This is a genomic window from Lacrimispora brassicae (assembly GCF_054772055.1).
On sequence record NZ_BRYH01000031.1, the window covers coordinates 141119 to 166953 of the forward strand.

23 protein-coding genes are annotated in these 25835 nt (G+C 44.9%); 2 read left to right on the plus strand and 21 right to left on the minus strand.

The window, feature by feature from the left end; translation table 11 throughout:
• Positions 1 to 33: 33 nt before the first annotated feature.
• The 8 genes from cbiB to ACYVD3_RS16295 all read right to left on the minus strand — a co-directional run bounded on the left by cbiB (position 34) and on the right by ACYVD3_RS16295 (position 8182).
• Entirely contained in the window at positions 34 to 1029 is a 996-nt protein-coding gene (gene cbiB, locus ACYVD3_RS16260) for an adenosylcobinamide-phosphate synthase CbiB (protein WP_460643526.1), read from the minus strand.
• A gap of 23 nt (positions 1030 to 1052) precedes the next feature.
• Positions 1053 to 1490 (minus strand): bifunctional adenosylcobinamide kinase/adenosylcobinamide-phosphate guanylyltransferase, encoded by a 438-nt coding sequence (locus tag ACYVD3_RS16265; RefSeq protein WP_460643527.1) that lies wholly within the window; start codon positions 1488 to 1490, stop codon positions 1053 to 1055.
• 179 nt (positions 1491 to 1669) lie between these two features.
• Positions 1670 to 2431 carry an adenosylcobinamide-GDP ribazoletransferase gene (locus tag ACYVD3_RS16270; protein ID WP_460643528.1) on the minus strand — a complete coding sequence of 254 codons (762 nt, stop codon included), beginning with the start codon at positions 2429 to 2431 and terminating at the stop codon, positions 1670 to 1672.
• A gap of 300 nt (positions 2432 to 2731) precedes the next feature.
• On the minus strand, positions 2732 to 3640 hold the full coding sequence (locus tag ACYVD3_RS16275) for a sugar phosphate isomerase/epimerase family protein (protein ID WP_460643529.1): 909 nt from the start codon (positions 3638 to 3640) through the stop codon (positions 2732 to 2734).
• 112 nt (positions 3641 to 3752) lie between these two features.
• A complete protein-coding gene (locus tag ACYVD3_RS16280) occupies positions 3753 to 5009 on the minus strand; it encodes an MFS transporter (protein WP_460643530.1) in 1257 nt (418 codons plus the stop codon).
• 25 nt (positions 5010 to 5034) lie between these two features.
• Positions 5035 to 5865 (minus strand): carbohydrate ABC transporter permease, encoded by an 831-nt coding sequence (locus ACYVD3_RS16285; protein ID WP_460643531.1) that lies wholly within the window; start codon positions 5863 to 5865, stop codon positions 5035 to 5037.
• Positions 5862 to 6758 (minus strand): carbohydrate ABC transporter permease, encoded by an 897-nt coding sequence (locus ACYVD3_RS16290; protein ID WP_460643532.1) that lies wholly within the window; start codon positions 6756 to 6758, stop codon positions 5862 to 5864. Before ACYVD3_RS16290 ends, ACYVD3_RS16285 begins: the two co-directional genes overlap by 4 nt.
• Before the next feature lie 110 nt (positions 6759 to 6868).
• Positions 6869 to 8182: an ABC transporter substrate-binding protein gene (locus tag ACYVD3_RS16295; protein WP_460643533.1), complete on the minus strand. Its 1314-nt coding sequence runs from the start codon at positions 8180 to 8182 to the stop codon at positions 6869 to 6871.
• Positions 8183 to 8517: 335 nt separating this feature from the next.
• Here ACYVD3_RS16295 and ACYVD3_RS16300 point away from each other — a divergent pair, with 335 nt between their 5' ends.
• Together ACYVD3_RS16300 and ACYVD3_RS16305 are read left to right on the plus strand one after the other, a co-directional pair.
• On the plus strand, positions 8518 to 10146 hold the full coding sequence (locus ACYVD3_RS16300) for a sensor histidine kinase (protein WP_460643534.1): 1629 nt from the start codon (positions 8518 to 8520) through the stop codon (positions 10144 to 10146).
• A gap of 32 nt (positions 10147 to 10178) precedes the next feature.
• Positions 10179 to 11711, plus strand: a complete 1533-nt coding sequence (locus tag ACYVD3_RS16305) for a response regulator transcription factor (RefSeq protein ID WP_460643535.1) — start codon at positions 10179 to 10181, stop codon at positions 11709 to 11711.
• Between the two features lie 9 nt (positions 11712 to 11720).
• Here ACYVD3_RS16305 and ACYVD3_RS16310 read toward each other — a convergent pair whose 3' ends face one another.
• From ACYVD3_RS16310 to ACYVD3_RS16370, 13 genes are all read right to left on the minus strand, one after another.
• Positions 11721 to 13040 carry an MATE family efflux transporter gene (locus ACYVD3_RS16310; RefSeq protein WP_460643536.1) on the minus strand — a complete coding sequence of 440 codons (1320 nt, stop codon included), beginning with the start codon at positions 13038 to 13040 and terminating at the stop codon, positions 11721 to 11723.
• A 171-nt stretch (positions 13041 to 13211) separates the two neighbouring features.
• Positions 13212 to 13352, minus strand: coding sequence for a hypothetical protein (locus ACYVD3_RS16315; RefSeq protein ID WP_460643537.1), 141 nt, complete (start codon positions 13350 to 13352; stop codon positions 13212 to 13214).
• 49 nt (positions 13353 to 13401) lie between these two features.
• Positions 13402 to 14538, minus strand: a complete 1137-nt coding sequence (locus ACYVD3_RS16320; protein WP_460643538.1) for a sodium ion-translocating decarboxylase subunit beta — start codon at positions 14536 to 14538, stop codon at positions 13402 to 13404.
• Positions 14539 to 14852: 314 nt separating this feature from the next.
• Positions 14853 to 16049 (minus strand): [FeFe] hydrogenase H-cluster maturation GTPase HydF, encoded by a 1197-nt coding sequence (gene hydF / locus ACYVD3_RS16325; RefSeq protein WP_460643539.1) that lies wholly within the window; start codon positions 16047 to 16049, stop codon positions 14853 to 14855.
• A gap of 84 nt (positions 16050 to 16133) precedes the next feature.
• Positions 16134 to 17549: a [FeFe] hydrogenase H-cluster radical SAM maturase HydG gene (hydG, locus tag ACYVD3_RS16330; protein ID WP_460643540.1), complete on the minus strand. Its 1416-nt coding sequence runs from the start codon at positions 17547 to 17549 to the stop codon at positions 16134 to 16136.
• Positions 17550 to 17635: 86 nt separating this feature from the next.
• Positions 17636 to 17887, minus strand: a complete 252-nt coding sequence (locus tag ACYVD3_RS16335; RefSeq protein WP_460643541.1) for a TM1266 family iron-only hydrogenase system putative regulator — start codon at positions 17885 to 17887, stop codon at positions 17636 to 17638.
• Positions 17888 to 18232: 345 nt separating this feature from the next.
• Entirely contained in the window at positions 18233 to 18667 is a 435-nt protein-coding gene (locus ACYVD3_RS16340; protein ID WP_460643542.1) for a MarR family winged helix-turn-helix transcriptional regulator, read from the minus strand.
• 82 nt (positions 18668 to 18749) lie between these two features.
• Positions 18750 to 19670, minus strand: a complete 921-nt coding sequence (locus tag ACYVD3_RS16345) for a lipoate--protein ligase (RefSeq protein ID WP_460643543.1) — start codon at positions 19668 to 19670, stop codon at positions 18750 to 18752.
• Positions 19670 to 21352: a dihydrolipoyl dehydrogenase gene (gene lpdA / locus ACYVD3_RS16350; protein WP_460643544.1), complete on the minus strand. Its 1683-nt coding sequence runs from the start codon at positions 21350 to 21352 to the stop codon at positions 19670 to 19672. Before lpdA ends, ACYVD3_RS16345 begins: the two co-directional genes overlap by 1 nt.
• A 69-nt stretch (positions 21353 to 21421) precedes the next feature.
• The gene (locus ACYVD3_RS16355) at positions 21422 to 21862 is read right to left on the minus strand and encodes an OsmC family protein (RefSeq protein WP_460643545.1); all 441 of its coding nucleotides are present in this window, start codon (positions 21860 to 21862) and stop codon (positions 21422 to 21424) included.
• Between the two features lie 540 nt (positions 21863 to 22402).
• On the minus strand, positions 22403 to 23377 hold the full coding sequence (locus ACYVD3_RS16360; protein ID WP_460643546.1) for a PHP domain-containing protein: 975 nt from the start codon (positions 23375 to 23377) through the stop codon (positions 22403 to 22405).
• An 18-nt stretch (positions 23378 to 23395) separates the two neighbouring features.
• Positions 23396 to 24655 (minus strand): MFS transporter, encoded by a 1260-nt coding sequence (locus ACYVD3_RS16365; RefSeq protein WP_460643552.1) that lies wholly within the window; start codon positions 24653 to 24655, stop codon positions 23396 to 23398.
• A 144-nt stretch (positions 24656 to 24799) separates the two neighbouring features.
• Positions 24800 to 25798 carry a PHP domain-containing protein gene (locus ACYVD3_RS16370; RefSeq protein WP_460643547.1) on the minus strand — a complete coding sequence of 333 codons (999 nt, stop codon included), beginning with the start codon at positions 25796 to 25798 and terminating at the stop codon, positions 24800 to 24802.
• Between the last annotated feature and the right edge of the window lie 37 nt (positions 25799 to 25835).

Genomic DNA, 25835 nt, shown 5'->3' on the forward strand with positions numbered 1-25835 from the left:
TTATTTATCTCCCGATCAAACATATCATTGTGTTTAAATAGCTGCTAAGAGGAGCAGGCATACAGGGATCAGCCCTAATACATAAGTAACTGTCATAAGGCAGTTGGCCCTGGGGATATCCTGGTATTCCACCGGCCTTACCGGATCTCCAATGGAAGGCTTTTCATATAGCTTTCCAAAATAATAGGCATTCCCTGCCAACTGGATCTGCAGCGCCCCTGCACAGACCGCCTCCGTCTGGGCTGAATTGGGACTTTTGTGATTAAAGCGGTCTCTTTTAAATATCATGAGTCCGTTTCTGCCGCTGTATGGGCTCCCTTTTCCCTTCATTTTATAAAAAAACTGGCACACATACCCTGCTCCTATCATAAGGGCTGCGGATAACCGGGCCGGTATGAAATTACAGATATCATCAAGCCTGGCCGCAGCCCGTCCAAACCAGAGATACCGTTCATTTTTATATCCCACCATGGAATCCATGGTATTTACCGCCTTATATAAAAATACTCCCGCTCCTCCAAAAAGAACCATGAAGAGCAAAGGAGCGATGATTCCATCTGAGGTATTTTCCGCCACAGTTTCCACCGCCGCTTTTGTGATTCCTTCTTCCGACAAGTTTTTTGTATCACGGCCCACAATCATGGATACGGCCGTTCTGGCCCCTTCCTCATCCCCATTGGAGAACGCCTTATAGACCTTCATGCTTTCTTTCCCCAGGGAACGCCATGCCATCATCTGACCGCACATCACGCTTTCTGCGAAAAAAAATCCATAGGGGGATAAGGAGTAAGCAATCCAAAGAACTGCCCCTGATACGGCGCCTGTGACCGAAAGCACCAGGAGCACCAGCCACAAACCCGCTCTCTTTTCCCCCTCTTCCCCCATAGGAAACCTTTTTCTGAGTTTTTTCTCCAGCCAGCTTATGAGCGAGCCTATTCCGCAAACCGGATGCCAAAGCCAGGGGGGATCGCCAAAGCACAGATCCAAAAAGCATCCTGTCAGCACTGCTGCTAAGTGTAGTTTTATCATTGTTCTGTTTCCTGACCTTCTGTCTATTTAATCCGGGAAGCAATTCCGCATACCACGCGGTAAACTTCCCTGGAGGTACGTGCCAATCTTACGGACGCCCTTCCCGAAACTTCTCTCCATTCCCTGTCCTCCGGATCCAGAGGCACGATGCCGCAGCCCAGTTCATTGGAGGTAATAATAATATCAGGATTTTGCTGCTCAATCGCCTCAATAAATCCATCTACGCTTTTTCCCTCTTTTAAAAGCCGCCTTATATACTCGTGAAGGCCATGGAGGATCCGGCAATTCATGGCGGCATCAAAGCTGTCCCTGCTGCCTTCCGCAATCTCATATCCTTCCACTTTCTCATTTTTGCTTGCGAATGTTTCTCTTTCAACCTTTGCCATGCTGTCAGTATCTTTTGCCAGTTCCACGGCAAAGGCCAGCTTACCCTGCCATGCTCCGCCAATAATCAATATCATATTTCCTCTTTCCTGCCCATGCTTTCTGGGCATAAAGGTATACCCGAAGGGTGTTTCCTCTTTCCTGCCCATGCTTTCCGGGCATAAAGGTATACCCGCAGGGTGTTTCCTCTTTCCTGCCCATGCTTTCTGGGCATAAAGGTATACCCGAAGGGTGTTTCCTGTCTGCTCTTTTATAATTACACCAGACGGGAAACAACAGCCAGTCCGGCTACAAGGGCCAGTTCACATATCTGCAGAAAATATCCTGCCAGATCGCCGGTGATTCCCCCGAATTCCCTCTTTGCCATGGCATAATAGTACCAATAAACAAGAAGAGAGACGAAAAGGGTAACGGCGGCAGACAGCCTTCCTCCCAGATACCAGATTCCCCATTCCGCCGCCGCCAGATACAAGACCATAACAATGGCGACTGCCCGCTTCTGGGCGGCTCCGGAAAAGGAGGCCGCCAGCCCGCTTTCCTTTGCCATGGGAAATGTGACGACAGACAGGCCGCTTAAGGCCCTGGTAACCACAAATGTCATACAATAGGCCGGTATCATGGCCGGAGGCATTTCTAAAAAGGCAGCCAGATAGAGAACCAGGTAGACACCGCAGCCGATAATGGCAAAAGCGCCTGTATGAGGGTCTTTTAATATCTCAAGCTTTTTCTTCCTGTCTCCCTGGGAGGATCTGGCATCCACCACATCCAGAAACCCATCCATATGTATGCCTCCTGTAACCAGGATAGGGATTACCACCGGAAGTATCTGCCCGAAATGACGGAAGCCAAGAGCATTGCAGCCAGAAAAGGCTGCAAATTCCAGCAGGCCGATAACTGCTCCGATGAGGGGGAAAAAGCACATGACATATTTCATCCGCACCTTTGTCCATTCCAACTGGGGCATTGGGATACGGGAGTACATGGAAAACGCAATAACCAAGCTGCCAAAAAGATTCATATTCCTCCTCCTCATAATGCCTGAACCGGGCGGCACGCCCGGCACTTAAAATTATCATATCACAGAAAACGAAAAATGTCATTTCCATTCAAGCGTCCTGTCTTTGTTTTCATAAGATATAAAAAAGGCCATGGATAAGCGAGGTTCTTTCTCAAGTTCAGGTAAACTATAATCAGAAACTTGCCGCAGTACACCGGGTGGTGTGATCTGTTTTGCGGGACGACAGAAACATAAAGAGAAACGCTGCACAATCAAACAGCATTTCTCTTTACGCTTTTATGTATGTATATCAATGATATCCTAACCAATATAATGGGTTCCCTTTGCTTCCCGATACATACCGGTAAGCTTTTCCCCTGCTTCATATGCTTTCTTCAGGAACTGATCAATATTCTCATCATAGCATGTTAATTCCAAAGTCAGGGGCAGCTCATACTCTGTCCGGGCAACTGCTGCCATGATCTCCTGCCAATTTATATTACCGTTCCACGGAATCTGATGAAAATCTGCGGAACCGCTGTTGTCATGAATATGGACCGCATACAGACGGTCTTTGTACTGTTGAATTATATCGGTCATCTTCCTGCCCCAAACCATGTTAGCATGCCCCGTGTCCAGACAAAAGCCTATGAATTGCGCCGGATACCTGTGAAAAAGTCTGTCAAGCTGATCCAATTCATCCCGTTCCGGTACATCGAACAGATTTTCAATACAGATACGCACCCCCTTTTGGATGCAATACGGCTGCAGCTCATCAAAGGATTTGTATACCTGCTGATAAAAACACTCCTCTATATCCGGATCCTCCTGGATCGTAAAATGAGGCACATACAAATGAAGAACGATCTCTTTTGCACCAATGTACGCTGCCAGATCAACCCGGTTCCTGATCAGCTCCACTCCTGCTTTTCTGTTATATTCCACCTGGGAGGTATAGTCCTTGCGATAATGTCCATCAATCAGGTTTGTGTTCCGCCTGGAACCTTTGGAGGCATGAAGGGCTTTTGCCTTTAAGCCGTATTGATCCAGCCATTCCTTGATCTGCTGCATCTCATAGGTGGAATAAATATAATCTCCGTCCCATTCAAAGCACCAGTGAACATGGGTAAAGCCTGCCTGTGCTATTTTATATAATACTTCTTTAATTTTTTCAATCTGGGGAAATTCTCCCGCAAAATCTGTTGCAATTGCCAATTGTAAGGCACTCATATTCTCTCCTTTCCACCGCCTGATGCGGCGCAAACCATCGGGCCATGCCTCTGTCAGCAGCATAACAAATCATATGCCGTCCTCCGGCTGCTTTCCCGGCTTCTTCACGAAATCAGCCTTTTCCTTCCGTTCTTACAAATAACAGGCAGATGAGGCCTGCCAGGACCGTTACCGCCAGCCATACGTATATGGTGGTCTGCCAGCCCCGGTACTCTACCATAAGACCAATGGAAAAAGTGGAAATTGCAGTTCCCAGATATGCCATGGCATTTAAGAAACCGGATACTCCGGACACACGCCCCTGCCGACTAAACCGCAATGGATAAATATTGACCACCAGCGTATTCACTGCCATCATGGAGGCCGTAATCATGGCCAGGAAGCATGCCGTTATGACCGGCGAACGGCTTCCTAACCTGCATAGCAGAAGCAGCCCTGCCGTTGCTGACGCGAAAAAGGAAAATACGGATAACCCTATTTTCTCCCCGGTCTTACGGTAGACAAACCTGGCCAGGTATGCCCCCGACAAATTGATGACCGGCAATATGGACGTAAGCAGAACGGAAAAAGAAGCTGCTATTCCGAAAACTTCACTGATATAGGTGGGAACCCAGGAAGTCACGCCATCCTTTAACATGCCATGGACCATAATGGGTATCAAAAGTGTCAAGATTCCGGAAGTTACCATCAGCTTTCCAAAGGAGGTCTGAACCTGCTCTTCCTCCTGTCTAGAGGTTTCTTTTATCCCGCTTTCTTCCACTGCGGTTTCACCATGACGGCAAATATCCCAGAAGCCTATACTCCACAAGAAGGAGGTTGCTGCCAGCAGGATTGCTGCTGCAATAAATACTCCGGGCCAGGCCGCAACAGCCAGCACTCCAGCAGACAGCAGATAGGCGATCAGAGTTCCTATGATCTGCGACGAAACGATATTCACACTGCAGTTCACCCGGTCTTCTCCATGAAGCATTTCCGCGAATATGCGGATAATCGGTGCCCAAATCATTGCCTGAAAATATCCGTTGGCCCCCCAGGACAACGCCATCCATGGAGCGCTATGGCTGATACTCATGGCAATATTGGCAAGTCCGGAGCAAAACAGCCCCACAAATATCATCCGCTTCGGATTCACCCGGTCGCCTAGAAACCCATTGATCATCTGCCCTATTCCATAGGCAAAGAAATAAGCCATACTGATAAAACCTGCCTGGGATGCTGTCAGGATATGCTCAGAAATGATCTGAGCCATGGCAGAAGAATAATTCAGCCTTCCGATATACGACACACAATATACCAGCCAGCATAACAGGAACAATCTTCTGACATACGTTCTGTCCCTTATTTTACACAATACCTTTGCATGATCCATTTCCGCTCCTTCACTCCTGCCGCTCCTAACCCTTCACCGCACCGTTGGTCAGACCGCCGATGATCTTTTTCTGCATAAACACATAGAATACCATAATCGGCAGCATGGAAAGAAGAAAAGCAGCAAAAATCATGGGATAGTTAATGGCATGTGTCATCTTAAAGTTATATTGGAACAGAGTGAGGGTCCAATAATCCGGTGACTTATTTAAGGTCAGCAGCGGAAGCAGGAAGTCATTCCAGAACCAAAGTCCGTTTTTGATCAGCACCGTCGCCGTCATGGGGCCCAGCAGGGGGAAGATGATATGGACGTAAATCTTCCAGGTTGGCGCTCCGTCAATATATGCCGCTTCTTCCAGTTCCGCGGGAATCCCCTGTATGAAGGCCACATAGAGGAAAACACCTTCACAGACTGCGCTTGATATGTATACAACAATCAGTCCGGGTATGTTCAGCATATCCATCACTGACATAACCTTAATTAAGGGAAGCATTTTTACCGTAAACGGTACAAAGATACCTGCCAGTAAAAAGAAATAGAGATATTTATAATATCCTTTTTCCCACATGCTCCTGGCAATTGCATAGGAAACCATGGGAATAACGGCTATTGTCCCAAGGGAAGCAAACACCGTAATTGCCAGGGTGTTTAAGACAGTCCTGGGATAACCGGAATTCATAACAACAGCAAAAAAATTATCAAAATTAAAACGTGTTGGCAATGCAAAAAAATTCCGGCTCAATTCCTGGGGGGTCTTCATGGAGGTGATAACCGTTAAATAGACCGGATATGCAATCATAATAACGCCCAGGATCAGGAAGAGATACAATGCCGTGCTTTTCAATTTCCTGCTCATCCCTCTTCCTCCTGATATATACTTTTCTTATTGCTAAAAGCGATCTGTATAAATGAAATGGAACAAATAATTATGGTCACAACCACGGCTTCTGCAATGCCAAGAGAGAAATTGACCTCTTTAAAGCCATGGTTGTAAATCAACAGCGCCGTACTTTCTGTTGCACCGCCGGGTCCTCCGTTGGTTAATGCAACTATATAATCATATATCGTCAAACCATCCTTGATTACTAATACCATAACTACGGTAAGTACAGGAAGCAGGAAAGGAAAGGTAATGAATTTGAATACATCCCATTTGCCGGCACCGTCCAGAGAAGCCGATTCCACAAGCTCCTGAGGAACATTCTGTAAACCTGCCATTAATAACACCGTAGGGATGGCAATTCCCTGCCATACATTAGTGACCAGGACCGCATAAATTGCTGTTTTAGAACTGGACAAAAGGCTTCTGCTCAGCCAGCCGATCTTCAGCATCTGTCCGATTTGGGGAAGGACCTGAAAGAATACTTCGTTAAAAATAAGACCTACCGTCAGCATACTGACAACCGCCGGGAAAAAGTACGCTCCCCGAAAGAACCCCTTTGCCTTGATTTTGCTGTTCAGGAGAAGAGCCATGATCAGGCTGAGCCCTACGATACTTACAACCAGCAAAACCGTGTATTTAAAATTAAACCAAATTGCATTCTGAAAGCGGCTGCTGACCACCACTCTGACATAATTCTTTATTCCAACAAACTGATATTTACTGGTCAATCCGTTCCAGTCGGTCAGACTGTAATAGATTCCCGCACCTACCGGATAGATAAAAAAGAGAATATACAATACCGTTGCCGGAATAGAAAAAGCAAACATTGTAATATTTCTTTCCGTTATCCTTTTCCTTTTCTTCATATAGCTTTCTACCTTTCTAAAAAATGGCTACTGTAAGTACTTCATTACAATAGCCATTTTATTTATGGCAAGCAGCCCGGCCTGCCCATATGCCCGGCCTCTATCTGCTGTTATTGGCCTTCATATTTTTCTTTGCAGATTCTGTCGGTCTCCTTAAGGAAATTGTCTGTGTTCTTGTCTGAGATAAGCTGCTGCACATATACAGACCATTCAGAGCGCCAGCCTGACGGCCAGAAATTCACCATGGTCAGGAAGGTGTTTCCGCTGTCAATGACTTCCTTGATGCCCTTTAAAGGTTCAATATTATAATTTACGCCTTCGATTACCGGAGGGGTTCCTTCTTCATCTGCTACCATTTGATAGATTTCCGGCCTTGATAAGAATTCAATGAAGGCTTTTGCTTCTTCCTGATGAGGAGTCTTACTGGATACGCCATAAGCGATATCCACGTTAATAGGAGTCTTATAGTCATCACTTACCGGACTTGGATAAGGAATTAAGGTAAAGTCCAAATCAGGGTTGTTTTGCTGTATCACTGTGTATTTAGCTGTTATTGCAACAAACATCGGGATCTTCCCATTGGCAAAATCAGCAACACACTGTTCAATGCCATAGGACAGGGTATCTCCTGCATATTCCCTGGTTTTAAGCATTGCCTGTGCTAAGTCCTTAAAATAAGGCTTATCCTCCTGGCTGAAAGAGGCCTGGGTCTTCCCTACGTTCTCCGTGTCTATGTAAACATCATTTTTAATAATACCGACGATCCGCTCTCCTTCCTGCGCCAGATAGCCGGGATCTTTATCTACAAAGGTAAATGGCGTGATCCCTTTTGCCTGGAAAGCTTCACATACCTCCATTAATTCACTCCAGGTAGCGGGCAATTCCAAACCTGCTTCTTTAAACATGGTTTTGTTGCAATAAATACCAAATGAATTCAAAGCAAAGGGCATTGCATAAATCTTATCGTTCCAGGTAGAGAATTCCAGAGCGCTGTCCGAGGCTCTGTGCAGCCACTCCTCATTGGTCAGTTCTGTATACACCCCATCATCCATCATGGTGTGATAGGCTGTCTCTGCCGGATATACTGACATGATATCAGGAACATCCCCGGTTGAAACTCTGGTGAACAATACGGTCTCCGCATCCGCAGGCGCTGTCTGCTTTATTATCACATTGGGATATTCCTGCTCAAATTTTTCAATTACTTTATTAAATACCGCTTCTCCCTCCACCTTGCAATTGAAAAATTCCAGCTCCACTTTCCCGTCGGCAGCAGCCTCTTTTCCATTTCCCCCATTGGAACCGGCAACTCCTCCCTCATTCTTATTGCCCTTCCCCCCCGTCTGCCCGGCCAGACCACAGCCGGCCAGGGTCAGTGCCATTACTGTAATCCCCAGCCCAATACCCAATACATTTCTTTTCATAAGAAACCTCCTTAAAATTCCTGGTGTTTTCGTTGGTATGCTCATTATAGAGGATTCTCACCTAATATGCTTGCCATATTTTCAGAACTTATTGCCATTTCTTCTGAAGTCTCAAAGTATCCTCTTCTTCTGTGTGTTTCTGTGATATAATGTCCACGAAAGCAATGAGCAGTGCGAAACAGGCCAAAAAAAGATTTTCGTTGTGCTCGCACATAAGAAAATCTTTTTTCGGCCTGTTTCATCGGGCGAATGCCCGTGAGCTCGTAAAACCTACGGTTTTACGAGCTGCACAGCGGACTTATCACATAATAACCACAAGAAAGGCCCCCCCCATAATGAAAAAACCAGATCTTCACCTTTCCTCCCCCAAGATGAACATGCAGCTAAAGCTGATGCTGATTCTGGAAACCCTCGTACTCCTGGGTGCATACATCATTATCACGGGAACGTACCAAAATCTGGAGCGGCATAAAACAGAGGAAGCAGTAAGGCAGCTAAACGGCACCCTGATGACCAATATCGAGCACACCGCCAATGCCCTTGACACACTTACAAAATCACTGATTAGCAGTGAAGCCTACGAGGTCTCCCCTTCTCTTTGGAGCTATTTAAAATCCCGTGCCAGACAAAAAGAAAATCCAGGTAGAATGGATGGACTATTCATAGAAAAATACTATCAGCTAACCATCTTATTTCCCCAGTTAAACTGCCTCTTTCTATTTCATCCGGAAGGGAATCTGATGAGCTACAAATACAACGACCAGAAATACCACCTGCTAAAGGAATTGCCTGAAAGCGACTGGGTCACCACCTTAAAAGACAACCGGGGAGCCCTGTCCTTTATCACCCAAAAAGAAGCGGAGGACTTGGGATACCAGGTGAACAACAGGCTATTATTTGCCGGACGGGTTTTAAATAACATCAGTGCGTCAAAACCCATAGCCATTATCTTAGCCGGCATTAACATCTCAGATCTCCAGTATGACTTCAAATGCAGCAAATTATTTGATTCCCAGCAGTTTGCCTGCTTTGATGCCAACAAAAAGCTGCTTTTTTCCTCCGACGGATTTGAGGATATAACCTGGGAGAAAACACAATCCCCAAAAGCCAGAGATCCCTACGTATATTACCTGACCGCCAATGACAATCATACCTTATACAGCGTCATTGCCACGGATAAAAAGGATATCACCCAGTCCTCCTCCTTCCTGCGTCCTGTTTTTCTCATGATCATCCTGATTATTTTCCTGTCCAATCTTCTGCTGTCCTGGATGATTACCAAGCGGGTCATAAAATCCTACGGGGAAATGACAAAACAGGTATATCAAAAAAGCCTGGCAGAAAAGGATTTAAATCTGCAGATGCTGCGGTCTCAGATCAATCCCCATTTTTTATACAATACCCTGGACCGGATGCGGATGGCCTCTCTCAAAGCCAACTACCCTCATTTGGCAACCATGTGCGAACTGCTGGCAAAGATACTCCGCTTTGGCGTTTCCGAGGCCAATAAGCTAGTGACCGTAGAAGAGGAACATGCCCATCTGGAGGAATACATCCGTTTAATCAAGCTAAGCTACACCAATGTCTCCATCAGCACCAGCTTAGATCCTGAAATCCTGTCCTACCGGATGCTTAAACTGCTGCTGCAGCCTTTGGTAGAAAACAGTATTAATCACGGAATTATTGATGATGCCTCCAATGGTTCCATTCAAATCTGGGGATATGAAAAAGACAGAGAATTGATTTTCACCGTTTCTGACAATGGAAACGGTATGGATGAAGAACACCTGGCCCTGCTGCGGGATTACTTAGAGGATAAAAATACCGCTTTTCACAGCATCGGCTTAAAGAATATCAAAAAAAGAATTCAGCTCTATTACGGAAAAGAGTATGATTTATACATTGACAGCCGGCTTCACCAGGGCACAACCGTAACAATTAAAATTCCGGTCACAAAAGAATAAATTGTTTGAACAGAAGGTGATAGGAGGCGGGTATGACAAGCAACTATATTTTAATCGCAGATGATGATCCTGATATTCTGGAAGGACTTACCCACGCGGTAGAGAAGGAATTTGAAAACAAGTTAAACGTATTAAGCTGCAAAAACGGGGCCATTGCAGCCGATATTTTAAGATGCAATACCATTGACATCCTGATCACCGATATTAAGATGCCGGTTATGAACGGGATTGAATTGCTGGATTTTATGAAACAGCATCATATCACCTGCAAAACTGTTGTTTTAAGCAGCTATGACGATTTTAATCTGGTGAGAGACGTCCTTCGTCTGGGTGCAGCCGATTATCTTTTAAAACCCGTTGATTTTCCAGTGCTGTACCAGCTCTTATACCGCTTACTGGCCCAGGTCATGACAGACCATAGCAGTTGTGCAGGACGTAACTATCCCATTAATATGCAGCAATTACTGGAATCCTATATGCAGAAACCGATGGAAAAAACTGCCCATATGCTTGCTTTTGAAGAAAAGTATTCCCTGGTCCCAGGCTCTGCCTGTATCGTCGGCTGCATTAAGCTGGATGCGGTTTATTCCGGAAAGCTTTTTCAGCTTCAGGAAGGTCTGCGGGAGGACCTTTATCACTGCCTGAACCGGTCCCATATCCAATACCACAGTATCATAACAGGGGAAATGGCCTCCTGCTTTGTATTTATGCTGTTTCCTGATACGGATATTCCCTGTTGCCTGGACAGCCTCCATTTCTATGGGGAGCAACTGGCCGGCCAGGGTTATAAGTTTAAGTTCAGCAAACAATATGTCACCTTTCGCCAGTGCTCCGATGGGTTTCGGGATTGTCTCACCTGGTTTGAATCCGCCTATTACGACCTCCCTTATAACCGTGGTTATGAAGGCTATAGGGCTGAAGATATCTCCCTGTTTATTCATCAGGCAATAAATTCCTTAGGAGTTTATGACATGAAGAATACCCTGCATTATCTCCGCCTTTTCTTTGCTGTCAGCAATCATTTAAAGCCGCCGGTAAAGGAGACAAAAAAAACACTGAATAACTCCATCTATGCGCTGATCCGGCTGAATCCAAAATATATCGAGCCGGTCAGCGGGCTTAAATTCAGCGAATATGATCTGTTCAGCCAAATCGAGAATGCTCCTTCCCTGTCGATTTTGGAAAAGGAACTATACGGTTCCTTGAATCACCTGGTTGAGACGGTACTGCATTCCCTGCCCAATAAGGAAGAATGCATCATTGAAAAGGCAAAGTCCTACATAGAAAAAAATTACAATGACTGCATCAGCCTGGAGGACGTGGCATCTCATGTTTACATGAACAAAAGCTATTTTTCCTCCTTTTTCAAAAGCAAGGTGGGTCTCACTTACCGTGATTATCTGCGGAATTTCCGCATTGAAAAATCCATTCGCCTCATTGCGGACAGAAATATGAAAATCTACGAGATCGCTCAGGCGGTAGGTTATAATGATTCTGCACATTTTATCCGTGCCTTTAAGGAGGTAACCGGTAAGAGCCCCGGCGATTATAAGGTCTCCTCTTAAATAACCGCATTACAAACGGATGGGATTGATGCCTTTTTTCCAAAATATGAATATCATGCTAAGGACACCCACCAATCCTTCTGTCACAACAAATGACAGCCATACTCCGGTCATCCCCCAGACCCGGCTTAGGAGGAGCACCATGGGAACAAGAACAATACACCCCCGTGCCACCGATACCATAAAGGCATTCATCCCCCGTTCGGCAGCACTTAAATACATGCATACAATAATATTGATTCCCGCAAAGAAAAACCCTGCAAAGTAAATCCCAAGCCCCTCCCGGGCAAGAAATGCGATTGCGGCATTCTGCTCACTGTTAAACACATTTATCATTTGGTCTGAACAGAAAAATACCAGGAAATAAATTGCTGATGCTATTGTCAGGGAAGTGACAAGCCCATAGCGAAGCAATTTTTTTATAATGATACCATTCCCCGAACCATAAGCTTTGCTGACCAGCGGCTGTATCCCCTGGGCAATTCCTGTGAAAACCGAGATTCCTACCAATGCGATATTGGCCACAATCCCGTAGGAGGCAACCCCCAGATTCCCTTCCAGCCCCAGGATGACCAGGTTAAAGGTGATCAAAACAACCGCCGAAGACACCTCCGTAATAAATGCAGCCATGCCAAGGCCAAGGATATCGCGGACAGCTTTCCCCTGAATTCTGCTTCGAGCCCACCGGAGACCGCTTTTCCCCCGTATAAAGTGGAGGGATAAAACCCCAAGGCTGATGATGGGCGCCAGGCCGGTGGCAAAGGCTGCGCCAAACATTCCCATTCCTAAGGGAAACATAAATATATAGTCCAGAATAATATTGGATAAGCTTCCTGTGAGCATTGCAATCATGGATAACTTAGGATTATTGTCATTCCTCACAAATGCCAGCAGGACATTATTCAGGATAAAAAACGGCGCAAAACAGAGTATGGTGCTTAAATACGCCTTGGTCAGAGGTAATGTAATTGCGTCGGCTCCCAATAATACAGCCAAAGGCCCGGTACCCAGTATTCCTGTGATCACGAATAACACTCCTGCCAGAGTTCCCAGCTTTAAGCTGGAGGTAAAAACGGTATTTATCTGTTTCCCCTCATTCTGGTATTTTAAAATGCTGTAGCGGGTAGCACCTCCCATACCGATCATCAATCCGGTACCATGAATCAGACTGTAAATCCCAATGGAAAAATTCAGTGCTGCCAGTCCGGCAGCTCCCAGTGACTTTGATACAAAAAAGGTATCTGCCAGTATATAACAGGAGAGCCCTATCATCCCCAGAATATTAAGGCTCACATATTTGGCATAGTTTTTTAAGACAGATTGTTCCATCCCATATCCTCCTTTCAACATAAAAAGGTGTTCTGAAAATATTCCTTCTACGACCTAACGGAATATTTCAGAACACCTTAAAATTCTTTACCCGGTGGCAAAGAACAGGTTTATTTATATAAGCCAAAGTTATCTTAATACAGTTTTGGATGTTTGTCAATCCAGATCACTTTATTCATCCTTTTTATCCAGAAGGTTTTTTTCAAACCACTGAAACCCCATAATGAGCAATGTGATAATGATAATAACTATAAATATACTGAGCATTCCCTTCCACATAATACCCAGTGACAAAATAAATTTATCATACATAGCTGGCTCCTTTCTATTATGCAGCACAAGTTCCGTTGATTGTTACCGGTTATAATAAGGTGGTTAAAAGGTTTAAGACAATTCCGCCTGCCAAAACAGAGGCGATCTGGCCGGAAACATTGGCCCCGATGGCATGCATCAGCAAATGATTGGTGGGGTCTTCTTTAATGGACATTTTCTGTACCACCCGGGCTGACATGGGGAAAGCGGAAATACCGGCTGCGCCTATCATGGGATTGATCTTATTCTTACGGAACAAATTAATGAACTTGGCAAACAGCACTCCTCCTATGGTATCGAACACAAACGCAACAAGGCCAAGGGCGAGAATGATCAGGGTCTGCCAGGTTACAAAGGCTTCCGCCCTCATGCTGAAGGAAACAGTGATCCCCAGCAGCAGGGTAACCAGATTGGCAAGAATATTCTGTGCCGCATCCGATAAGCTGCGCAGAACGCCGCATTCTCTTAACAGGTTTCCAAACATCAGAAAGCCCACCAGAGAAACGGACTGAGGCGCAACAAATCCGGCAATCATGGACACTGCAATGGGAAACAGAATCCGGATCCTTTTGGATACTGTTACCGGATTATAAGGCATCCGGATCAGGCGTTCCTTTCTGGTGGTGACCAGCTTAATGGCAAAGGGCTGGACCAGAGGAACCAGAGCCATGTAGGAATAGGCCGCCACCGCAATGGGCCCGATGTAGTTTGATCTCAGTATCTGGGATACCAGGATGGAGGTGGGTCCATCAGCAGCACCGATGATTCCAATGGATGCTGCGTCAGAAAGTTCAAAACCTAATAAGACAGCCACAGAAATCGTTAAAAAGATACCAAACTGGGCTGCCGCACCGAATAGCAGCATAATTGGATTGGACAAAAGTGGCCCAAAATCAATCATGGCTCCGATCCCGATAAACAGCAGGAGAGGCAGTGCTTCCGAGGCTTCGATCCCGGTTTCAAACAGCCACTGGATAATACCATGGGTATCTCCAATGCCGGGAAGGGTCTGGTTCACCACACCGGACATGGGCAGATTGACCAGGATCGCCCCGAATCCCATGGGAAGAAGGAGGGATGGCTCGTACCCCTTTTTGACAGCAAGATAGATCAGTAAAAACCCTACAAAATACATGACTAACTGGGGAATCGTAATAGAAGTAATACCTGATAATAAAAAATCCATTTTTTATCTCCCTTCAATTTGTGCTCTTTTCCTGCCGTCAAGATCATCCTGGGCAATCAAAAAAAGACAGGACCTTTTCCTAACCAGGACACAGGTCTTGTCTTTTCAAATGAAACCGGAACCTGGCAGTTCCGGATATTGATCTCACTGCAGCCAATAAAATCAAGGCTTTTTCAGTTACCTCATGATGACTGTCCCTCTATATCTGGCTAACATTAACATATCATAAGCATGCCCACAAGTCAACATGAACAAACATATTTATACAATCCCTTAACAATTGTAAAATACTGACAAAGCAAAGGCATATCCTGTTAAGGCAGCAGCTCCTTCAAATGAGGAAACACCTTTAAGCTCCTGTTTAAAATCCCCTTCATATAAGCGATGGCAATTCCATAATTGGTAAATGGCACCCCGGCATCCGCCGCACACTTTCTCCGGTATTCCATCTCCCGTTCATTCAGCATACATCCGCCGCAGTGGATGATCAGCTTATAAGCCCCTATGTCTTCCGGAAATTCCCGCCCGGAGGAGGTCTCTATCACAAGCTCCTTTCCCGTATGCTGCCGAAGCCAGCGGGGAAGCTTTACGGTACCAATGTCATCGCACTGCCTGTGATGGGTGCATCCTTCGGAGATCAGGATCTTATCCCCATCCTTTAAATCTCCAATGGCTGCCACACCCTTTACGGCATCCTCTAAAAATCCCTTGTACCTGGCCATAAGAATGGAAAAGGAGGTGAGAAGGATCTCTTCGGGCGTATCCTTACTTACCTGCTCAAAGGCCTGGCTGTCTGTAATGACAAGGGCAGGCTTAGTTCCCAGCCTTTCCAGGGTCCCCTTTAATTCCGTTTCCCGCACTGCCACCGATATGGCCCCCGCCTCTAAGATATCCCGGATGGCCTGCTGTTGGGGCAGGATGAGGCGGCCCTTTGGTGCAGCCTTATCAATGGGGATCACTAAAACCACCAGGTCGTAGGGGTTAAGGAGATCTCCTACGATCCTCATTTTTGTATCCCCGGTGTTTACAAGGCTCCCGATCCGTTCCTTTAACTCCTGGATAAACATGCCTTCCGACGCACTGACCGAAAGTCCGTCATCATAGGTCTGGACTCCGGTAAGATCACATTTATTATAAGCGACCACATAAGGGATCTTCTTTTCCTGAAATAAAAGGATGAGTTCCTCATCGGTCTTTGTCTTTCCAACTGTTCCATCCACAACCAGAACCCCGCAGTCGGACCGGTTTAATATCTGTTTTGTTTTCCTTACCCGCATCTCCCCCAAAGCGCCTTCATCATCAAAGCCCGGCGTATCAATGATGACCACCGGCCCCATGGGAAGAAGCTCCATGGATTTATAAACCGGATCCGTGGTAGTTCCTTTCACCTCAGAAACAACGGACAATTCCTGTCCTGTCACTGCATTGACAACGCTTGATTTCCCCGCATTGCGGAGGCCGAAAAATCCAATGTGCACCCGCTCGGAGGATGGTGTTTCATTAAGTCCCATGGCTATCCCCTTTTCTACTGTCAATTTTTGCGATGGCAGCGAGCCAAGGTCCAGTAAGCCTGACCTTGGCCACTGCCCGCGGGATCAGAAACGGAAATCCCTGATTCCGTTTTCTATTTTCTCTAAATGGTCTTGGCAGATCAGGCGGACCTTTTCCTTTGGGATGTGGTTTAATTCCGCCGCAATCAGGGCTTCGCCGATCTTTCCTGTATCCTCTGAAGCATAATCCATCAAATATTCCTTTAGTGTCATCAGGGCGTTGGGCTGGCAGCAGTTCTGGATCTGACCACTTTTGCAAAGGCTCATAAAACGGTCTCCCGTACGTCCTTCCCGGTAGCAGGCCGTGCAGAAGGAAGGAATATAACCCATGTCCATAAGCCAGTGGACCACCTCATCCAGGGAACGCTGGTCCGATACGTCAAACTGCTCCGTATCCGTAGGGCGGATTTCCTCCTGGTAGCCGCCTACGCTGGTTCTGGAACCGCCGCTGATCTGGGATACCCCCAGCCGGATGACCTTTTCTCTTACCGCCTGGCTTTCCCTGGTGGAAACGATCATTCCTGTATAAGGAACCGAAATCCGGATCAGGGCACAGAGCTTAGCAAATATTTCATCATCAATCCCATTGTCAAAGGCATTTGGATCAATGTCATCGGCTTTCTTAATGCGGGGAACGCTAATGGTATGAGGTCCTACCCCATGAACCGCCTCCAAATGCTCCCCATGCATCAAAAGTCCTGCAAATTCATACTGGTACAGTTCCAATCCAAAGAGAACACCCAGGCCTACGTCGTCAATGCCGCCTTCCATGGCCCGGTCCATGGCCTCGGTGTGGTAGGCATAGTCGTGCTTGGGACCTGTGGGATGGAGTTTTTCATAGCTTTCCTTATGATAGGTCTCCTGAAAGAGAATATAGGTTCCGATCTCCGCCTCTTTCAGCTTCCTGTAATTCTCTACCGTGGTTGCGGCAATGTTTATATTGACCCGGCGGATGGCGCCGTTTTTGTGTCTGATGGAATATATGGTTTTGATGCAATCCAAAATGTATTCTATGGGATTGTTCACAGGATCCTCTCCTGCTTCAATGGCAAGCCGCTTATGCCCCATGTCCTGAAGGGCGATGACTTCTTTTTCCACCTCTTCCATGGTCAGCTTTTTCCTGGCGATGTGTTTGTTTTTTAAGTGGTATGGACAGTAGGTGCAGCCATTTACGCAGTAGTTGGAAAGGTATAGAGGTGCAAACATGACGATGCGGCTTCCGTAGAAATCCTTTTTGATCTGTTCTGCCAGATCGTAGATTTCCTGTATTTTTTCCGGAATGTCACAGGCCAGGAGGACAGATGCCTCCCGGTGGGTCAGACCTTTTGCCAGCCTTGCCTTGGCAATGATCTGGTCGATGAGCTGAATATTTGCTTTGTTTTTCTCCGCATAATCAAGAGTTTCAAGAATTTCTTCATGGGAAATGAACTCTTCTGCCTTTAAGGATTTTGGATCATACATAATGTTACTTCCTTTCTTTTGGGTCAGCTTTCTGCTTCTCCGTCAGTTTTTATTTTCATAAGGTTTTGCCTTTTAAAACAGCTTTGTTATGCCTGTTTTCCCTGATAGGCTGTTTTGGAACTGATCCCCTTTAATTTTCCGATCTTTCCTGTCAGGGCGGAAATAATGCTCTGGGGCGCATCCACTGCAATGCTGATAATGCTCACCTGTTTTTTGGGGTAAGGGATGCCCATTCGGCCAATGATGTACTGCCGGTATTCGTGAAGGATGTCATTGAGTAATTCCACTGATTCTTCCTCTTCTACTACAATACCGATTACTGCAATTCTGGTTTCCATCATCATTCCTCCGTTTTTATTTCTTTTTATTCTGGTTTCCTGCTTTATAAAGCAAAAAACCGCGCCATAAAGGCGCGGCAAAATAAACAATCTCTCAAATGCCGAACCTTCTACCTCAAACCGGATTTTTGGTATCAGGATGCTGCTATGTTTGTATCATATCATAAGTGAGAAATTTTTTCAATTTCGTTTTAATATATATTTTATTAAAGCTGATTTCAGTTTTAAAAGAAAACCCTTATGAGACACCCAGCCATGTGTAAAACTCCCTGGAAGTTTACAGGATTAATTAACAGGGGCCGCCAGCTTAGCTGACGGCCCCCGCTGCCCTATAAGTTTTTTTAGTTATTTGCTTCCATTATCAATATTTTTAAGCATTTTGCCAAGGGTTGATTTAAATACATCCAGCTCTTCAACGGATATATCCTTAAGCACATCTGATTTGAATTTTTCTGCAACATCCAGCATGGCTGTTTCAATTTCTTTGCCATCATCAGTCAGAATTAAAAACTTGATTCTTTTATCTTCGTTGTTGTTGATGCGGTTAACCCATCCAAAGACTTCCATCTTATCGATCAACCTGACAACACTGGGTTCTTTCAGGGACATTTTATCAGCCAACTGCTTTTGAGTAATCATATTATTATTTTGGATATAATACAATGCAATCCACTGACTTCTTGTTATATTATAATGATTCAGCCTCTTTTCCAAAGAATCGGCTAAATCTTTTGCACCTTTACAAGTAATAAAGGCGATACAATCATCTAAATTAAACATAGGTCTCACCATCTGATTTTTTATTTCATATATTAACACAAAACCACCAGGTGTACAATATTTTTAAAATCTTTTCTTCCTATTATGTAAATTCAGGATGATCGGAGATGTACCGTTCTATACAATCCCATATGGCCTGCTCATGAAAGCTGGTTTTATAAAGTTCCTTTTCACAGTCTTTAAAATCACAAAGCTTCAGGCTATCCGTGTTTATTTTTACAGTTTGAATCAGGTTATCAGCAATAGAAATATACACAGATATATTTCCAAATGGATAGTTACGTTCCAGTTCCATATCAAACTCAGGTGACTGAGCAAACATCCAGTCGTCAGACGAGAGGATTTTCTCCATTGGAGGGTGAAAATTATTTTTATTAATATATTCAATATTGATACATTCAAAGGTCTCAATAAAAGCATGAATGACTGCCTGTGCAGTTATTCTATTGTCTATTTCTGACAGATTTATTACTCTGCTCCTTACAGACCCGACCCCTTTGGACTTTAGCTTTAGTTTTGACGGTGTAAGGGCATTTTCCAATTGCTCAAAATTTACATTGACCAGGACCGTACCGTGATACATATAGTTATCGCCATCCGTATAATAAGCATGACCGGAAAATTTTCGGTTTTGGAATAACAGATCATTTCTACCGCTAAACTCACAGTCGATTCCAAGGCGCTGCATTGCAGATTGTATGAGTTTGATAAAGTGGACATGGCTGGCTGATGCCTCTTTTGTAATAAAAGTAAAATTCACATTGCCTTTATCATGGTACACGGCTCCGCCTCCGGAAAACCTGCGGACTGGCTTAATGTTATGCTCCCTAAGATATGCAAGATCACATTCCGCGTATAGGTTCTGGTTTCTTCCTATGATGACGGAAGAATCATTTTGCCACAGGAACAGATGGGTATCTTCCTGGGAGGCTGAAAAGAGCTGGTGCTCTGCAGCTATATTAAAATAGGGATCAAATTCTTCGGAGATTATTATTTTTTTCATTATTGATGCAAGGCTCCAATTCCAAAATCCAAAGCAGCTTCATGAATCGTTTCGCTGGTAGTCGGGTGGGGGAATATGGTTTCACATATTTCTTTCTCAGTAAATCCATTGGCAATGGCTAATGTCAATGAACTGATTAAGGAAGAAGCATCGGCACCGATTACTGATCCGCCTGTTATTTTCCCTGTTTTCTTGTCTTTTATCAGTTTTACAAAACCTCGCGGCTCATTCATAGTCAGCGCTTTTCCATTTCCGGCAAAAGAAAATTTACTTACTGCAACGTCAATGCCTTTGATTTTTGCTTCGTCTTCCCCTGTACCAACACTTGCAATTTCAGGTGAAGTAAAAATCACATTAGGGACTGATGAATAATGCATTTCTTTATGCTTTCCCAGTATATTATCTATGGCAGCAATGCCCTGGTGGGAAGCTACATGAGCTAGCTGAATGATATTTGTCACATCGCCGATTGCATAAATATGGCTGACATTTGTACGCATGGAATTATCTACACGAATCCCCTTCCCGTTGCCGTTTAATAATACACCGCTTTTTTCAATGGATAATCCATCTAAATTAGGTTCCCTGCCAATAGCCACCAACACCTTTTCGCTTACCACTAAGTGTTCTCCGGCATTGTCTTCATAGGTAATAACTGCCATGCCATCTATTGAGCGTTGAATGTTCATAACCTTTGAACCAGTATGAACGTGAATGTTATTTTCCTCTGCAATATCCTGTATTTCTTTTGATACATCACGGTCAACCATGGTCAGAAGCCGATCCATAAATTCAATAACATGGACCTCAACACCGAAATTTTTATATATAAATGCAAATTCCATTCCAATTACACCACCGCCAATAATGGTTATGGATTTTGGAAGCTTGCAATCAGACAATGCGGTTGTACTGTTCAGTACAAAAGGAAATTCCATGCCCGGAATAGCAATCTTTGAAATTTTTGAGCCTGTTGCCACTATAATATTTTGTGCCTTTATAATATAAGTTTCCTCGCCTTTTATTGTTACAGTATTTTCATCCATGAATGATGCATGACCGGAAATTACATTAATTTCATTTTTCTTCATAAGAAAATCAATACCGGAAATAAGCCTGTCCTTTATCTTGTCCTTACGGTCAATTACCTGTTTCATATTTACTGAAACCGGGCTGTCTATATCAATACCAAAAACTGACGAATTCTTTGCATCGTGGCAAATCTCCGCTGATTTAACAAGTGCTTTTGTAGGAATGCATCCCACATTAAGACAAGTGCCGCCTAATGCCGATTGCTCAACCAAAGTCACTTTTAAGCCATTTTTAGCGGCATAAATAGCGGCCACATATCCCCCAGGACCAGCGCCTATGATAAGCAAATCGGCAGAAGCTTCCTTAGGAATTTCCTTTGATACACAATCAGAATTTGTAACCGTTTCTTCTTTCCCTGCAGAAGCCTCGGCGATTTCAAACATCTCAGCATTTGATCCAATATCCATGCCCTCTTCACATAATATTCTGCAAATTGTTCCCTCTGATGTGGCTTTAATTTGGCGATTTCCTTTCGCCGTTTCTATTTGTACAAGTATATCGCCGGCGCTGACCTTATCGCCTGTTTTCACATTTATTTTACCTACTTTACCCATCTTTCCACCGGGAATTACTGACATTTTAATGAGCATAAATTTTCTCCTTTTCTATAGAAAAAGAGCCATTTTTATAAGATTGGCTCTTTTTGCTGTAAATATTATCTAATCAATTGCCACACCGGATAAAACTAATTTTACACCGTTGGTTAAACAGTCGCCAACGGGGCAGGTATTCTCGATGAATTTTGCAAACTCTTCAATTTTTTCTTTTGGTTCCTTTGTTTTAAAATGCATTACAAAGCGAATCTCCTGAAAGCCATTTCTTACATCTGCCAGTCCCATGAATCCGTCCGGATCAAGATCTCCTTCCAATTCAACATGAAATTCATCAAAAGTAATGTTGTGGGCCGCCGCAAATGCTTTGGCTACGATAGACTGGCATGCCCCAAGAGCACATAAGAGAGCCTCTACAGGGTTCATAGCAGTATCGGTACCACCTAAATCTTCCGGTTCGTCAAAAGAAATTTTAAAACCTCTTGAATTGGTTTTTACCTGTAAACCTTCAGGTAATGTTGTAGCAGTTGCTTTAAAAGTAGTCAACATAATGCCTTCTCCTCCTTAAAATAATATGAGATAAATAACTTTTATTTTGTTAATAATATAACATGTTCTGGCAGGAAAATCAATAGTTAGCTAAGCATATATTTAAATATATTATTGCATTGTTGTAGAAAAACCAAATCCGTTATTGAATCATGTTGTCGTTCCCCTGCCTATGAAGCCAGGCTGCGTGCAGAAAACAGATACCAAATAGAAAGGGAAAGAAGCCAGCGGCATGATCCCTTTTTCACATTCCACCTTACCATGGACACATCTGTATCTCTCCTGCTGCCAGGTGGATCAGTGGTCTTCCCATGTCAGAACGTATACCTGCGGGACACACCGAGAAGGCTCCATGGACGGTTATTACAACCGCCATGGAGCCTGTTTCACACGTAGAATCACCGGCTTCATAAACACCCTCATTCTTTCAGAATAAGTTCAACCCATCCAGCAACACCATTGTTCCACAATAAAATCCCATCACATTTTTTCCTCTGATAACTCATAAGCCATTACATACCAATGAAAACCATAATCCTTTTAAAATCCTATATCAGAAAGAAAATAGGCGTTGCTGTTGGCATAAAGCCCCTTCTCATCCTTACATTCCACCCGGATATACGTTTCATCTCCATGGAGAAGAAACCTTGCTTCCGTAAGGGCCTCTCCCGGCCCCTCTGCTCTGCGGCAGGTTCGTCCCCTGTCCGTGATCCCACAGATGGCTTGTACTGGCCCGGTTTTTACCACTACCTCCCTGTCCTCCACATAAAGTTCCTTTATTTCCGGTCCCATGGAACTGTAGAAATGACCGTTTACCAGCCCGTTTACAACTGAATCATAGCTTAAGCGTTCCGCCTTTATCATAGTAAAGCCCCCGAAAGAATCGCATAGGGGATGATCAAAGGGATAACTGTTATGGTTGTCATCCGTTGCCAGACACCACAGCCGTTTGCCTAAACGAAGCATTTCATCATAGGACTGGGGATTATAGCCGTACAGCCCGTCATGCTCACATCCGTGATTGTAGATTTCCATGGCGAAAAGCCCCTTTAAGCCTTTGTAATCCTCATAGTTTTGTATGGACCAGTAAGGATGGTTATAGCAGGAAAGAAATCCCAGTTCCTTCATTTCCTCCAGATAGTTATTGATGTAATCAAAATCCCCGTACCTGCATTCCGGGCAGATCCCCTGTTCCTTTTGAGCCCGCTTATATCCGGGATCAGTATCGTACAGATTGATATGGTACGTCTTGTCCCTGGGGCGTAAGCTGTCCGGGCTTATCTCATTAATGTCCACCTCTACGGCCGCAAGGGCCAGGAATCCCTCATCGTTTAATTCCTCATGATTTCGGTAGATCCTGTGGTCCGTAAATGCCATGATCTCATATCCGCGTTTCTTATAGTTCTCCTTCGCCTCTTTTGGAGTCATTCTTCCGTCTGATACAACCGTATGACTGTGAAGATTTGCTTTATAAAACCTTCCTGTTTCAGGCAATAAATAAATTCTGTTTTCCAACCTGTTTTCCTCCATTCCTTAGATGCCATTTTGCAGAAACCGCTTCCAACGGGCGATTCCTGCCGTGCATACCAATGCTCCCAAAACGGCAATGATGATCAAAATCAAAATCGTGGCATCCCAGCCCACCCTTTCAGACAATACTCCGATTCCATAGGCAGAGACCGCTCCCCCCGCATAAGCGGAGGAATTTAAAATCCCGGAAGCAGTGGAGGATTTTCCGTAAGGGGCGAAATATATGGGCACCATGCTGACCAGCATGGTGTTCACCGCCATCATCGCCGTGGTCGCCAGTCCGAATAAGACCAGCACAGTCAAAACGGACCCGCCTTTATAAAGACGTAACATAAACAGAGCTCCGGCACACAGGACAAAAAATGAGGCAGAGGTAGCGATCTCACTTTTAAAAATCTTTCGGTTGGCCATGGAGGCCATATAAACGCCGCTTAAGTTAAAAACCGGTATGATGGTGGTGCTGATAATGGAAATAACGGATTCCATATGATATTCCTCCCGGATATAGGTGGGGATCCAGGTGGTCACTCCATCTTTTAAAACCCCCTGAAACATCAGCCCAAAGCAAAAGAATATCATTCCGGAAACCAGGATCAAGTTCCACAGGGAGGCATCTGTCTGCTTTTTATTCTGTGAAATAAATAACGGTTCTTCTATAATCCCGTTTTCTTCCACATCCCGCTTTATTTTGCGGCTGCCTATATACCAGATCACGCTGATGGCTGCCAGGCACAGAGAGGAAAAGAAAAAAACCGTTCTCCAGTGGAATTTCCATATAATGAGGGCAGTCAGCCCATAGGCAGCAAAGGTGCCAATGGGAACGCTGCTGTTGATGTTGACGCAGAATTTCTTCTGGCTTCCTGTGGGGATCCAGTCGGAAAACAGTTTAATGATGGGGGACCAGATCAGGGACTGAAACAGGCCGTTGACACACCATACCACAGCCATCTGCCAGACGGATGCTGACAGTCCCATTGCCCCGTTGCAGATTCCCGAACCAAGAACCCCTATAAAAATCATTTTATAAGGCTTTTTCTTATCTCCCATCACACCGCTGAAAAGCTGTCCAAGGCCATAGGAAAAAAAGAATGCAGTTCCTATAAAGCCAGCCGCTCCCTTTTCATATCCCTCTGCCCTGATGATCTCCGTTAAGGAGGCGGAATAATTCAGCCGCCCAAGATAAGTGGAAAAATAAGCCGCCCAGCATAGCCAGAACAGCATGGACTGTACCTTTTCTGACCGGATCTTTTTTTGCTGTACCATTCTGTCCAAATTTTGCCTCCTAATAAGTCAAGCGGATATGCTTGCATATTCCGCTGACACCCCATGAAGCGGGGTGCACTGTGTCCGATAAAGCGGAACACATTGTTCACAAACTCAAGGTTAAAAGATGCTTTTCCTTCAACCTTATATCTCCTGCTCCTTAGTGAATTCCAGGGGCAGATCCTTTAAGAAATATCCATTGGAATCTGCATACAGCCCGTTTTCACTGCGGCAAACCACCCGGATATAGCCTTCTCTTCCCGTTAAGGGAAACCTGGCTTCTTCCAACGTTTCTCCTGAAGGGGCTGCCTTTATATGGCAGTTCCTGCCTTCTGTCTTCACATAAATCTTCTCCACAGGGCTGGTCTTTACCACCAGGTCCCTGCCTTCTATATAGAGGGAATGGATCTCAGGGCCCATGGAGCTGTAAAAATCCCCCTGTTTTAAGGCCAGCATCACAGCCGGATAGGTAAGCTCCTTTGCCTTGATCTTTATAAAGCCTCCAAAAGAATCGCAGAGGGGATGCCCCATGGGATATTCGTTCCGGTTGCCGTCCGATGCCAGACAATGAATCCTCTTTCCCTGCCGCAGCATTTCATCATAGACCTGGGGATTGTAACCGTTCAGCTCTTCAAGGTCGCTGCGGTAATCATAGATCTCCATGGCAAAAAGTCCTTCAAGCCCTGTGTATTGCCCGTAACTTTTCATGGACCGGTATGGATGGCTGCAGCTTGCCAGAAAGCCAAGGTGATTCATCTTTTTTATGCAGGCGTTGATGCCGGCCGGACCGTGATACTCTGTTCCAGGGTCAAGGATTCCCGCTTTTTCCTCCTCCATCTTATCCGGGTCGGAATCATAGAAATTGATGGAAAAAGTCCCTCCTCCGGTTTCTTCCTTGTCCACAGAACTTTCCCTCAGCTCCGCCTCAAAGCCTGCCAGAGCCAGAAAATCCTTTGTGGTCAGTTCCCTATGAGGACAATAGTTTCCCTGATCAACATAGGCTACAATCTGGTATCCCCTTTTCTCATATTCCTCTTTTACCTGCTCAGGCGTCAGCCTTCCGTCTGAGACCGTTGTATGGCAGTACATGTTTGCTTTATAAAAATTCCCTTCCTTGGGAAGGAGATAAATCCGTTCATCCATTTCTCTTGTTTTTCCCTTTCCTGCCGCTTACTTTTTA